Annotated in this window: 4 protein-coding genes and 5 pseudogenes; 4 read left to right on the top strand and 5 right to left on the bottom strand. The window is 68.6% G+C overall.

Going from position 1 to position 13117, the window contains the following annotated elements:
* Positions 1 to 57 precede the first annotated feature (57 nt).
* Together AB0A97_RS25045 and AB0A97_RS25040 are read right to left on the bottom strand one after the other, a co-directional pair.
* Entirely contained in the window at positions 58 to 6417 is a 6360-nt protein-coding gene (locus AB0A97_RS25045; protein WP_361153876.1) for a type I polyketide synthase, read from the bottom strand.
* 159 nt (positions 6418 to 6576) lie between these two features.
* Positions 6577 to 6810 carry a DUF5988 family protein gene (locus AB0A97_RS25040; protein ID WP_361153873.1) on the bottom strand — a complete coding sequence of 78 codons (234 nt, stop codon included), beginning with the start codon at positions 6808 to 6810 and terminating at the stop codon, positions 6577 to 6579.
* Between the two features lie 676 nt (positions 6811 to 7486).
* On the opposite strand from AB0A97_RS25040, the gene AB0A97_RS25035 reads away from it, so the two are divergent.
* Both AB0A97_RS25035 and AB0A97_RS25030 read left to right on the top strand, forming a co-directional pair.
* Positions 7487 to 7747, top strand: coding sequence for a hypothetical protein (locus AB0A97_RS25035; RefSeq protein WP_361153870.1), 261 nt, complete (start codon positions 7487 to 7489; stop codon positions 7745 to 7747).
* Between the two features lie 39 nt (positions 7748 to 7786).
* Positions 7787 to 9331, top strand: coding sequence for an AarF/UbiB family protein (locus AB0A97_RS25030; protein ID WP_361153868.1), 1545 nt, complete (start codon positions 7787 to 7789; stop codon positions 9329 to 9331).
* 63 nt (positions 9332 to 9394) lie between these two features.
* On the opposite strand, the pseudogene AB0A97_RS25025 reads toward AB0A97_RS25030, so the two are convergent.
* Positions 9395 to 9541, bottom strand: a pseudogene (locus AB0A97_RS25025) (hypothetical protein); the annotation flags it as partial.
* A gap of 621 nt (positions 9542 to 10162) precedes the next feature.
* On the opposite strand from AB0A97_RS25025, the pseudogene AB0A97_RS25020 reads away from it, so the two are divergent.
* Positions 10163 to 10477 (top strand): annotated as a pseudogene (locus tag AB0A97_RS25020) (transposase); the annotation flags it as partial.
* 88 nt (positions 10478 to 10565) lie between these two features.
* Here the strand turns inward: AB0A97_RS25020 and AB0A97_RS25015 are convergent.
* Positions 10566 to 12171 (bottom strand): annotated as a pseudogene (locus AB0A97_RS25015) (ISAzo13 family transposase); the annotation flags it as partial.
* Between the two features lie 62 nt (positions 12172 to 12233).
* Positions 12234 to 12596: pseudogene (locus AB0A97_RS25010) on the bottom strand (transposase); the annotation flags it as partial.
* A 98-nt stretch (positions 12597 to 12694) separates the two neighbouring features.
* Between AB0A97_RS25010 and AB0A97_RS25005 the strand changes: the two are divergent.
* Positions 12695 to 12997, top strand: a pseudogene (locus tag AB0A97_RS25005) (IS701 family transposase); the annotation flags it as partial.
* Between the last annotated feature and the right edge of the window lie 120 nt (positions 12998 to 13117).

Genomic DNA, 13117 nt, shown 5'->3' with positions numbered 1-13117 from the left:
GGGCCGCGTTCGGCGGTGGGGTGTGTCATCTGTCTCGCCCATCGGTCGGCGTGCTGCTCAGGCTGCCGGTGCGTGCGGGGGCTCGTACGGTCCGGAGAGCTGGTCCAGGAGGTAGTCGGTCAGGGCGGCGACCGTGGGGTGGGTCCACAGCACCGTCTGGGGGAAGGTCAGGCGCAGGTCGCGCTGCAGCCGGTTGCGCAGTTCCACGGCGCGCAGGGAGTCCAGTCCGAGCATGGTCAGTGAGGTGCTGCTGTCGCAGCGCCCGGCTGTCAGGCGCAGGACGTCGGTGACGTGCTGGGTGGTGCGCTCATGCAGCAGGGTGCGGCGCTCGGGCTCAGGGGCTTGGCGGAGGTCTTCCAGGAAGGTGTCGGAGGTGCCCGAGAGCTGTCCGTCCGGCGTACTGGCGAGAGGGGTGAAGTAGGCCAGAGCGGCGGTCTCGGGATAGGAGGCGAGCCACTGGTCGGCCTGCAGCGGGCTGTAGCCGGCCCGGGGGCGGTCATGGCGCAGGATCTGTTCCAGGGCGGCCGTGCCGTCCTCGGGTTCGATCATGGTGTGGCCGCGTTGTTCGAGGCCGGCGCCGCGGCCGACGCGGGCCCAGGGGCCCCAGTTGATGCCGGTGGCGGGCAGGCCCTGGGCGCGGCGCCAGGTGATGAACTCGTCCAGCCAGGCGTTGGCGGCGCTGTAGGCGCATTGGCCGGGGCTGCCGAGGATGCTGGCGACGGAGGAGTAGCCGACCCACCAGTCCAGCTCCGCGTCGGTGGTGGCCTGGTGCAGGTACCAGGCTCCCTCTGCCTTCGGGCGCCAGACCCGCTCGATGAGGTCGGGCGTGATGCCGGTGAGGGTCGCGTCTTCGACGACGGCGGCGCAGTGCAGCACTCCGCGCAGCGGATGGCCGGCCGCTTCGGCGGTGGCCACCAGGCGGGGGGCGGTGGTGGGGCCGGCGATGTCGGCGCAGACGACGTCGACACGGGTACCCGCGGAACGCAGGTCGCCGATCACTTGCCGCGCGGTGCGGTCGGGGCGGGAGCGGCTGGTGAGGACCAGGTGGGCTGCGCCGTTGCGGGCGAGCCAGCGGGCGGCGAGCAGTCCGAGGCCGCCCAGGCCGCCGGTGATGAGATAGCTGGCGTCCCGCCGGACCACCGTGACGTCCCGCGGCAGAACCTCGACGTCGGTCTTTCCCGTCGCGGGCCAGGTGAGGACCTGCTTGCCGATGTGTTCGGCGGCCGCCATGGTGCGGAAGGCGTCTGCGGCTTCGTGTACCGGGTAGGTGGTGACCGGCAGCGGCGTGATGGTGCCGGCGGCCAGGGCTTCGGCCACTTCTGCGCACAGTTCCGCGGCCAGCGTGGGCTCGTCCTTGCGGATGGCGAGCAGGTCCACGCTGTGGAAGGCGATGTTGCGGCGGAAGGGCAGGAGGCCGATCCGGGTGTCGGCGTAGATGTCCTGCTTGCCCAGTTCGATGAACCGGCCGTGGCGGGTGAGCAGGTTCAGGCTTGCGCTCAGGGCGCGTCCGGTCAGGGAGTTGACGACGACATCGACGCCGCGCCCTTCGGTGAGGGTGCGGACCTGGTCGGCGAAGTCGAGGGACCTGGAGTCCATGACGTGGCGGATGCCGAGGTCACGCAGGAAGCCGCGTTTGGTCTCGGAGCCGGCGGTGGCCAGCACGGTGGCGCCCAGCGCCTGCGCGTGGCGGACCATGGCCAGCCCGGCTCCTCCGCTGGCGCTGTGGATCAGTACGGTCTCTCCCGGGCGCAGGCGCGCCAGGTGGCGCAGTGCGTACTGTGCGGTGATGAAGGCCAGTGGCACGGCTGCGGCGTCTGTGAGCGTGATGGTGTCGGGCACGGGCTGGGTCATTGCGCTGGGCATGTGCAGGAAGGAGGCCATGGGCGTGTCGAGGGCCCAGGCCATGACGCGGTCGCCGACCTGGTGGCCGGTGACGCCTTCACCGAGCGCCGTGATGGTTCCGGCGCACTCGAAGGTGTGGGGTGCGGGTTCTTCTCCGGGGGTGCGGAAGCGGTCGTAGACACCCAGGGCCTGGAGCACGTTGATGAAGCTCAGTCCGGTGGCCTGGACACGGATCTCTACCTGCCCGGGGGCCGGGGGACGTCGGCCTGTGGCCACGAGGCGGAAGGATCCGAGGTCGCCGGGGTGCTGCAGGTCGAGAGCCAGCGGAGTGTCGGCCCATTCGGCTTTCGTGTGGTGCAGGTCGTGCGGGGTCAGCGGCTGCACGTGGAGTCCGGCTGTGTGGCGTTGCCCGTCCCGGTAAGCGACGTCGTCCTGGTCGGCGGGACAGGTCAGCAACTCACCGGCCACCGTGTCGACAGGGGTTCGGGCATCGAAGTCCACGGTGGACGGGTGCCACGCGGGATATTCGTAGCTCAGGGTGCGCATCAGACCGCGGATGCCAGCCTGCCCCAGGTTCGGCTGGTCTTCGGCGATCACGTGGTGAGCGTTGCGGGTGACGGCCCACAGGCGTGGTGGTTGGTCGGCAGGCTGGGCCAGCAGAGGCTGCAGGACACCGTGCAGCAGGCCGCTGACGGCTCGCAGAGCCAGTTGGGCAGGTGTTCCGGTGGCGGCCTGGGCATGGCCGCAGATCACGGCGACCCCGTCGAGAGGCGAGGCAACAGCGCCAGGTCCGACGGCTTTGCCCAGGAGCGAAGGGCTGACTGCGGCGGACAGCTCGACGAGGGTTGCGGTGGCACCCCGGCGGCCCAGGGCGCGGACGAGATCCTGAGCGTCACTTTCGCCGGTCAGGTCGAGCACCAGCCACTCGCCCGCGGCCGCTGGGGCCTCACCCGGCAGGGCGGCGGGCTGCCAGCGGGTCTGCAGGAGCCGACTGTCGAAGATCTCCTGCGGGGTGCTGGCGGGCCGCCAGGCGTATTCGACGGCACCGAGACGGGCGACGAGGTTCCCCCCGGCGTCCAGCAGGTCGATGTCCGCTGTACACGTCTGTCCCTGGCCCGCGACCCGGCGGGCGTAGCAGAACCGGCCCTGGGAGGTGTCGCCATGGATCTCCACGGCCCCAATACGCACCGGGAGCATCGAGCCGTCGGGCAGGTCGCCGGCGGCCAGCCACAACCCTGCCTGACCGCATACGTCCATGATCACTGGGTGCCAGAGCAGTTCGCGCACATGTCGGCGTGCCAGGTCAGGCAGGTGGACTTCCGCCAGCAGGCTCGGGGTGTCGGTGTCGGTGCCGCTGCTGGCTGAGGCCGCCACCAGGCCGGAGAAGGCCGGTCCATGGGCGATGCGATAGTCGTCGCGCATCCGCGCGTAGATCGTCTCCGCAGAAACCTCGTGGGGATGCCGGGTTCGCAGCCGGTCGAGGTCGTACTGCCGGGGTGCGGCCGTCGCACGGTGGCGCAGTACGGCTTCGGCGTGGACCGCCTTGCCCCCTGCTCCGTCCGGCACGCTCAGTTCCCACCGTGCCTTGTCGGTGCGGTCCGTCACGACTTTGCCGGTAGCCGTGACGGGTGCATCCAGCGGCAGAAGGCGCAGCAGCTCGATGTTCTCGACCCGGACGTCCCGCGGCTGTGCGTGGAAGATTTCGGCGGCCGTTGCGAGGGCCATCTCGCACATCGCTGCCGCGGGCAACACGCAGACACCGCCCACTTGGTGGTCCTGGAGCCAGGTGACGTCGTGCGGGTCAAGTCGGCACTGCCAGTAGTGGATGCCGTCCTGCTCGGGATCGGACAGGTGTGTACCGAGCAGCGGGTGCACCGGGCGCGAGGCCGCTGCGGAGTCCACGTGTTCCTGTCGGGGTATCTCGTAGTGCTTGCGCTCCCAGCTGGTGGGCGGCAGCGCGACGAACGTTCCGCGGGGGCAGACCGCACGCCAGGGGACCGAGTGCCCGGCACAGTGCAAGGCGGCCAGAACCGCCGCAGAGTCGGCCGGGGTGTCGTGCCCCTTGCGCATACCGGCGATCACCGAGGTGTCGTGCCACCCCGCCTCGGCCAGCGTCTCGCGGACAGCGGATGCCAGCAGCGGGTGCGGGCTGATCTCCAGGAACAGCCGGTAGCCGTCCTCGCCCAGGGCACGCACCGTATCGGTGAACCGCACGACCTTACGCAGATTGGCCGCCCAGTAGGCAGCGTCCATGGTGGCCGTGGCCCGCGGATCGTCGAGCACGCAGGTGTAGAACGGCACAGCGGGAGGCTGCGGAGACAGGTCGGCCAGGGCAGCACGCAGGTCGTCCAGAATCGGGTCCATGTGCCGGGTGTGAGAGGCGTAATCGACCTCCACCAGCCGTGTGGTGACTGCGCGCCGTTCCCAGAAGGCGATCATCTCCCGTACGGCGTCGGCCTCGCCGCCCACCACGGTGGTGGAAGGGGAGGCGAGCACCGCGATGTCGACCCCCTCGACGCCGCTGCCGGCGAGGTCGCGTGCGACCTGTTCGTGCGGCAGGAGCACCGAGGCCATGGTTCCGGCCTGGTCCGCGCGCAGAACCAGGCGGGAGCGGCGGCAGATCACCCGTACTCCGTCGTGCCGGCTCAGTGCGCCGGCGACGACAGCGGCAGCCGTCTCGCCCATGGAGTGGCCGATAACGGCGGCGGGTTCGATGCCCCGCGCGCGCCACATCGCGGCCAGGGCGAGCTGTACGGCGAAGATGGCGGGCTGCACCTTGTCGGCTCCGGTGACCACCTGTGGGCTGTCCAGGGCCGCGCGCACGGAGAAGCCCGCCTCCTCGGCGATCAGCGGCTCCAGTTCGTCGATCACCCGCGTGAAGGCGGCGTCCTGGTCCAGCAGTCCCGTGCCCATGCCCGCCCACTGCGATCCGTGCCCGGAGAACACCCAGACCGGCCCGGGCCCCGGCTCGGACAAGACCGTGCGCCCCACGACCAGCTCCGTCTCCTCCTGCGCGGCGTACGCGCGCAGCCCGTCCGCCAGCTCGCGGTGGCAGGCGGCCACCACGGCGGCACGGCAGCGGCTGTGCGAACGGCGTTCGGCCAGGGTGTGGGAGATGTCTTCGAGCCGGTGGCCGGCGCCCTGTTGCTCCACCCACTCCGCCAGACGTGCAGCGCCCAGACGCGCTGCCGCGGGGGTGCCGCCGGACAGGAGAATAGCCTGCGGCCGTGCCGGTGCGAGGCGGCCGGCGAGCGGCGGGACGGAAGGGTGTGCGGGTTGCTGCGGTGGCGCCTGTTCGACGATCATGTGGACGTTGGCGCCGCTGATGCCGAAGGCCGAGACGGCGGCCAGCCGACTGGCGCCGCTCTCGTCCCACGGCAGCGTCCGGGTCGGTACGAACAGCCGGGTGCCGGCGGCCACGATCTGCGGGTTCCAGTCAGTGAAGTTCAAGGTCGGCGGGATGGCTTCGCACTGCAGACTGATGATCAACTTCAGCAGGCCCGCCACCCCCGCGGCCGGCTCGGTGTGCCCGATGTTGGTCTTCACCGCGCCCAGAGCGCAGGGCGTACGGCCCGGACCGTAGACCGACGCGAGGGCGGCGAACTCGATCGGATCCCCCACAGCCGTGCCCGTACCGTGCGCCTCGATGAAACTGACCTGGTGCGCCTCCACTCCGGCCCGGCGCAGGGCCGCCTGGTAGACATCGTGCTGGGCCGTCATCGAGGGGGCGGTCACGCGGGTGCCCCGGCCGTTCTGGTTGACGGCCGAACCGCGCAGCACCGCCAGCACCCGGTCACCATCGCCCAGCGCGTCCTCAAGACGCTTGAGGACGACCACTCCACAGCCCTCGCCTCGTACGTAGCCGTCCGCCCCGGCGTCGAAGGCCCGGCACCGGCCGGTGGGGGAGAAGACGAGCCAGTGGGCCATGGCCGCCATGGACTCGGGCTGCAGATTGAGCATCACGCCGCCCGCCAGCGCCAGGTCCGCCTCCCGTGCGCGCAGGCTCTGACAGGCCAGATGGACGCCGGCCAGACCGGAAGCGCACGCCATCTCGAACGGCAGCTGCGGACCGCGGACATCCAGCAGGAAAGCCAGGCGCCCGAGCCCCAGACTGTCGCTGCTCGCGTACAGGGCGTACGGGTCGCTGTCCTGCAACGACCGCTGCGTGCGCAGCAGATAGTCCCGGCCGTACAGGCCGAAGTACAGGCCGGTCCGCGACCCTGCCAGGGAGAGCGGCGGGATGCCCGCGTGCTCCAGAGCTTCCCACGTCACCTCCCACAGCAGACGCTGCTGCGGATCGACCCAGGCCGCCTCCTGTGCGTTGATCCCGAAGAACTCGGGCTCGTACGCATACACGTCACCTTCCAGGAAACAGCCCCGACGCATCCGGTCGGCCACCGGCGGCGGCAGCACCGCCAGGTCCGCCTGCGTCCACCGGCCTGCCGGCACCTCGCCGACCGTCTCGCGTCCCGCGAACAGGAGCTCCTCCAGGGCCTGGAGCGAATCAGCTCCCCCCGGGTAGCGGCATCCTGCTCCGACCACCGCGACGGGCTCATCGGCCCGGTAGTCCGCCATCTGCAAACCTTCCTTCCTCGATCGAGAAACCTGTGCAGCGCTGCGTCCGTGAGATGCCATCGCGCGGTCGGGAGGACGCCCCCTGCTATTGGGCATGTCGCGCCTTGACGCCCTTCAACTGCCGATCAGCTACGCAACCGAACGGCCGTGAACGTCAATTCACTCAGCGATTGCCGTGCTGTACATCCATTCAGCGACCGGCATAGTCATGCCTTCCAGTTCCAGGAGTCTGCCGGTGAAAGCGAAATGCTCATTGCGGCCACAATGAGCGATCACCAGCCGGTTTCTGTCCGCGATCAACGCCTGGGCGAGGGGGAACGTCTTCGGCAAAGTCGACGGTCCGCCCTGGAGGACGGCTTTCACTTTCCCCGAACCTCCTTCGGCTTCGGACATGCGGCACCCGCCCTTCGGAGATGGGGAAGAATCCTTCATCCGCACTACCCCGAAAAAAGGAACTCACGCTGGCCACTCCGCGACGGAAAGCAGCACAGAGGCGCAGGCGGCGCACGGCAGCGCTGCATTGGGGCGCTCGGTGAGATGGGCGCGCCGCACAGCAGAACGCACTTTTGAATGCGCCCCATCACGTGGCCGAAAAAGCTCACCACATCAGAAAAAGGAGGCAACCAGTAACCTCAGGCGACTTCTCGCGTCACGCCTTCACTACCCGTTGACTGGTCGCCACGGTCCTCTCAGTCGAATGGTTCCGCCTGCCCTGGGCTCGCGTTCGAGAGACGGCAGCGCCGTCCGGCCTGCGTTGTGGCGAATGAGGTGAAGCGTAGACAGCAGCCGAGAGGTGCGTTCTCGCCTTCTTTTATCGCGGCTGTTGACGTTACGGCGTCCGATCGCGATAACGTCGAAGAGCGCAACACGCAAAAGATGCAGCGATGCGACTGTTTGCTGACGCTCTTCCCGCCGAGTGCGGCATATGTTGAACGCTTCGAGCGAGTCTCTACTGAGCGGTCACCGGCCGAGTCCCCCAACGCGTACTCAAGCCCAGACAAGATGTGCTGCTGGCGCCTGGCTGTGGGTGCCCTCCATCTGTCCGATACGCACACCAGAAAGGTGCGCCATGACGAAGAAACGGAAAAAGAATGCCCTCGACAGGGTGATGAGCGGCGTGGACCGCATGGACAAAGACACCCGCAAAGGCATCCACACGATCGTCGGCACGAAGAAAAAGAAGAACAAGAACGGGGCCAAGGCCCGGGCAAAGCAGAACCAGCGGCACCTCGAAGCCCTCACCGAGCAGATGGGGCACCTCACCCAACAGGTCTCCGCGCTCACCTCGACCGTGGCCGACGCCCGCAAGGACAGCGAAGCCGGCCGCTAGCACCGGCGCGGCCGGCGGTCTACGCCCTCAGGAGGCAACATGCCCAAAGGGCGTACCCGCCGTACTGCCCGCATCGTCTCCCGGCTGGCCGGCGCCGAGGCCGCCCGGGCGGTGCGCTCATGGGCCGGACGGCCTCAGGCGCAGCAGCCGCCGGAAGTCGCCAAGCTGGACCGGGCCCGGCACATCCGGCGCACCCTGGAAGAACTGGGGCCGCTGTACGTCAAGGTCGGCCAGATCCTGGCCACTCGCCCCGACTTCGTTCCGCAGTACATCCGCGACGAGCTGGAAAACCTCAACGACCAAGCCAGCATCGAACCGTTCGCCCGCTTCGAAACCGTCCTGGAGCAGGACCTCGGGCCCCGATGGCGAGCGGGCTTTCAGGAAATCCAGACGGAAGAGCCCCTCGGATCGGCTTCACTGGCCCAGGTGTACAAGGCCGTGGACGCGACCGGGCGAGCGTGCGTCGTCAAGATACAGCGGCCGGACGCGCACGAAGCCGTTCTCGGCGACATGTCGGTCCTGAAGACGGTCGTCCGCCTGTTCGCCAAGGCGGCACCGCACTTCAGCGAAGTCGTCGACATCGGCGCCATGCTGGAGGTCCTGTTCACCGTCATGCAAGACGAGCTGGACTTCACCAGAGAAGCACACAACATGAAGGACGCGCGCAAAGCCGCCAAGGGCTTCAACCGGGTCTGCGTCCCCAAACCGCTGACCGCCACACCGAAGGTACTGGTGCAAACCTACGCGGAAGGATCTCCGGTCAACCGGATCAAACCCGACGAACTCAGCAAGAAGCAACGCAAGGCCATCGCCTACCAGCTCATGGAGTTCATGTTCCGCGGCTACTTCATCGACCGCCGCTTCCACGCCGACCCCCACCCCGGAAACATCATCGTCAGCACCGACGGCAAAGCCCACCTGATCGACTGGGGCATGGTCGGACGCATCGACCGTGGCACCAGCATCGCCACCCTCGGAGTTTTTCTCGCCCTGGCGCAGAACGACGGAGCGGCCATGGCCCGGCACTGGGTGAGCCTGGGCACCGCCACCCCGTGGAGCAACCCCTCGGCCTTCATCCAGGACATCAGCCGCATCGTCCCCCACTGGACCGACGCCTCCCTGGAAGAGCTCAACTTCGGCGTCGCCCTGATGACCCTGCTGCGCTACTCCTCTCAACGCGGGATCCAGATCACCCCGCTGACCTCCGTCGTCGGCAAATCCGTCGCGAACATCGAAGGGTCCGTTCGCTGCCTGTACCCCGGATTGAAACTGTCCACCGCCCTGCGCGGCACACTCAAAGACGTCATGCAGGACCTCATCCTCGAAACACTCTCCGAAGAACAAGCCGCTCAGACGGCCCTCAACTTGCTGAGCGCCTTGACCCACGGGCCCGCGCAACTGCAGGCGTCCTTGGCCGATCTCTCCACCCGGCAGCTCACCCTCCAGGCCCGCAACAATCTCGGAGACCCCATCCAGGCAGGGCGACGCCACAGAGGCGTAGCCTCCACCTCCGGCCTGCCAGTCCTGGCCCTGGGGGCCGCCTGGGCCAGGCAATGCCGCCGCAAGAGACTTGACGATGGATGAGGCGGCGCGGCTGGCCGTACGTTGGGACGCCACAGGATACGAGGTGCATCCTGCGGCGTACTTCTCCTCGAACTCCCCGGTCAGGAACTCCTTCACGTACGTCGTCTTGCCTACCGCCCCGTCGCCGACCAGCACGACCTTGTACTGCTGCCCGTCCACGAACCGGCGCCACTTCTCGATGCCAACGGCGATCAGCGGGACCCTACCCATCCACGCGAGCCCCCGCCTATCCGGACAAGCGGTCCCGGCCGGAAAGCCCGCGGGTGCGGCTCTTCTCCAGTGTGGTGTCTTGACCTGCGTGGTTGCTGACCGGGGTGTGGGTGCTCGATCGTCGTGGTGTCGGTTGTCCGGATTCTGGGGGGCGGCGATGACCTCCCGGACACGTCCGGGGGGGGAGGGGAACGGCATGGGGGCGGTGAAGGGCTGTGCCCGGTTGTGCCGGATAACCGGCTCAGCGGGGAAGGGCCCGAACAGCAGGTGCCAGCGCAACCCGGGGCGTCGCTGGTGGAGAAGTCGTAGAAGGCTGCACCGAGTTCGTTCGGGCTCACGGCGTCGTCTCCACCGGTGCCCAGACGCCGAAGTACGGCAACGGCATGCTGCCTGCGGGGGGGGGGCTCGGGATCGCCACTGACGTACTCGGGCTGATCGCGGGCGCGCTGGAAGGGGGCGCGGTCAGTACGCCGACCGTGATGAATGCGTGGCAGGCCGGGGCCAGCGTGACGCGACCGTACGTCCGATGGAACGTTGAGCCGCTGGGGCGCGTCCCCACCCATCCAGGCATCACCCAGCGCGAAGGTATCCTGCGGCCGGCAGGCGGCGCGGCGACAGTTCGTGCGGGTGGGGGGCCGGTTTGCCCGGGTGGACCTGCGGTGGCGGATGCGGGACTACGTCCGCGGTCTGCTGGGGCGGGCGGCACGCAAGAACGGCTGGCAGCTCGCGGAATGGACAGTCCACCGGACCCCCGACGGCTTCCAGCGGCTGCTGAACAGCAGCCGCTGGGACGCGGACGCCCTGCGTGACGACGTGCGTGCCTACGTCGCCGAACGGCTCGGACCGGACGGTGTGCTGATCGTCGACGACACCGGGTTCATCAAGAAGGGCACCACCTCGGCCTGGGTCGGCCGACAGTACACCGGAACCTCCGGGGCTTGTCCGTGAATAACTGTCAGGGTTGATCTGTAGGCTCTTTTCTGCGGGCGTGAGTCGAGCCTGCAGTTGCTGGAGCGTGCGTGCAGGCGAGCCGGGTATCGGTGTGGCGGCGATGCGGTGCAGATCGAGGATTCGGTAGCCGTCTTGGAACTGGTTGGACAGGTTGGTGCGTGTGACGCCCAGCATCTGCGCCATCAGGGTGCTGGTGGCGGCTCTGCGGCGGCGTAGGAGGGCGGTCAGGAGCCGGTGGAAATGGTCCAGGCTGCTGGCTTGCGGATGGAGGTAGCCCCGGGGGCGGTGGAAGCGGCGTTGGAAGGCTGCCTCGGCCAGGGCGTCCCAGTACGGTTCCGAGACCGCCACGAGGTGCGCGAACTCCGACCGCGCCATGCCGGTCAGTGCCGGAGTGGTAAGCAGCAGAGTCACGGCGGGATCGATCGGCCGACGAGTCGCCGGTTCTTCGGAAGGGCTCGGGGGGTCCGGGGCCAGGGTGTAGTTCCAGTCGCCGTGGAATGCGTCGGATGTGATCGGTAGGGCGTGGAAATCGGCGGCTGTCACGGTGGCGCCGAGGGGGTCGTTGCCGGTGTCCAGCCCGGCGCCGATCCGCAGCCCGGCCGCGGTGGTCGTTGCGGCGATCGTCTCGAGCACGACCTGGTAGCTGGTCAGTGGCCGACCACGCCAGTTGGCGGTGATGTGGCAGAACATCCGGTGCTCGATCTTGTTCCACTTCGAAGTACCCGGCGGGAAGTGGCACACGGTGATCTTCAGCCCGCTCTCGCGGGCGAAGGTGTGCAACTGTTGTCTCCAGGTCCAGTAGCGGGGATTGTCCGAGCCTCCGGCATCCGCGGTGATCAACAGGCGGTTCGCGTCCGGATGGTCCGCCCGGCCGCGACGGTGCCACCACCGGCGGATGGATTCCGTCGCGAATTCGGCGGTGTCATGGTCGGTCCCGAGGTTGACCCAGCCGGTGTTGGTGGCCAGGTCGTAGACGCCGCAGGGGATGGCTGCCGGCTGGTCGTCATCGAAGAGGTGGGAGTGACAGTCCACCTTGATCGGTTCCTTGCGGGGGCGCCGGACGCGGCCGGGCCGGTCGCGGTCGCCGATCCATTCCTTGGCTTTGGTGTCGACGCTGATCACTGGCTGGCCGTCGTCAAGGAAGGCGGTGGCGGTGGCGTTGATGTGCGCGAACTGGGCGTCGCGGTCCGGATGGCGGGCACCTTCCGTGGTCTTGGCCGTGCCCTGCAGGCTGTAGCCCATCGCATGCAGCAGACGTCCGACGGTCGTGGCGCCGACCGGGTGCCCCTGCGCTGACAGGGCCTGGGCCAGGCTCCGTAGCGACAGTGTGGTCCGGCGGAGCGGGGAGACGGGATCACCGCGGGTATGCGGCTCGATCAGCATCTCCAGGCCGGCAGCAGGCCGGTGTCGGTGACCGTAAACGGTTGGCGGCCGCCTCCCGGAGCCCGAATACGGTGCGTCGGCGCCGCGTGCGCCTCCAGTTCGGTGATGCCGCGCGCGACGGTGGCGGCGCTGGTCCGGGAGACGGCGGCTACCAGGGCGATTCCGCCATGACCGAGAGAGACGGCCTCGCTGGCGAGGTAGAGCCGGCGACGTCGCTCGTCGAGATGCGGCAGGATCTGCTCGAACTTGCACTGCAAACCGGCAGCCCGACGGCGTACTTGCAAAGGCACAGTCATGTCTCAGCGTTGCACTGACGACCGTCCCATAGGTCAACGCTGACAGTTATTCACGGACAAGCCCCGACCGCTCCGCAGTACTGGCGGGCCACCCCGAGCGACGCCTTGCCGCACTTGGGGAACGATACGTCGTCGATCACCCACACCTCGGGCCTGACAACTTCCGACACCCGCTCGGTGATCCGCTGCCTGACCGGCCGGGGACCCCACGGCGACTGGTTCACGAACTGCTGCAGGGCCTGCATGTTGCCGTCCGGCAGCCGCTCGGCCATCGGCTGGACCGACTTGCGCCGGCCATCCAGCATCAGGCCCCGCATATAACACTCGCCCCACCGCCGCTGATCCCGCCGCGGCAGTGACCCGAACACATCCGCAACGAACCCCGATAACTCACCCCGGAGCCGTTCCACCTCCCCCAGCCTCATACGAGGAAGATGTCCACCACCAGGCGAGATCACCCGACGTAACGAAGCGCTAATATTACCTGGCCTACGCACCCGTGAGTGTCGAACTCGCTGGGCCGGCCCGCATCGCCGGCTCCCGCTGGGCGATCGAGGAATGCTTCCAGGCCGCGAAGAACGAGTGCGGCCTGGACGAGTACGAGGTCCGCCGCTACATCGGCTGGTACCGGCACATCACCCTGGCCATGCTCGCCCACGCCGTCCTGGCCGCTCTCGCAGCACAAGCCGGAGGCGGCGGCGAGGCAAAGGGGGCCGCAGAAACGGATCGGCTCCCGTCCCGCTCACCGTGGCAGAAATCCGGCGACTCCTGGATGCTCTCCTGCCCCGCCCACGAGCCGACCGCGATCTTGTCGTCCATGCACTGAAGTGGTCCGCCTGGAGAAGACATCGCCAGGCCGTCGCCCGCCGCTGCCACTACCGAAAACGCACCTCAGGACACGAACCGCTGCTGGAGTACGACTCACCACGGTTCCCCGCAGTCGGCG

Source organism: Streptomyces sp. NPDC045470 (assembly GCF_040646595.1).
GTDB lineage: Bacteria > Actinomycetota > Actinomycetes > Streptomycetales > Streptomycetaceae > Streptomyces.
This window is presented reverse-complemented; position numbering and strand designations above follow the sequence as displayed.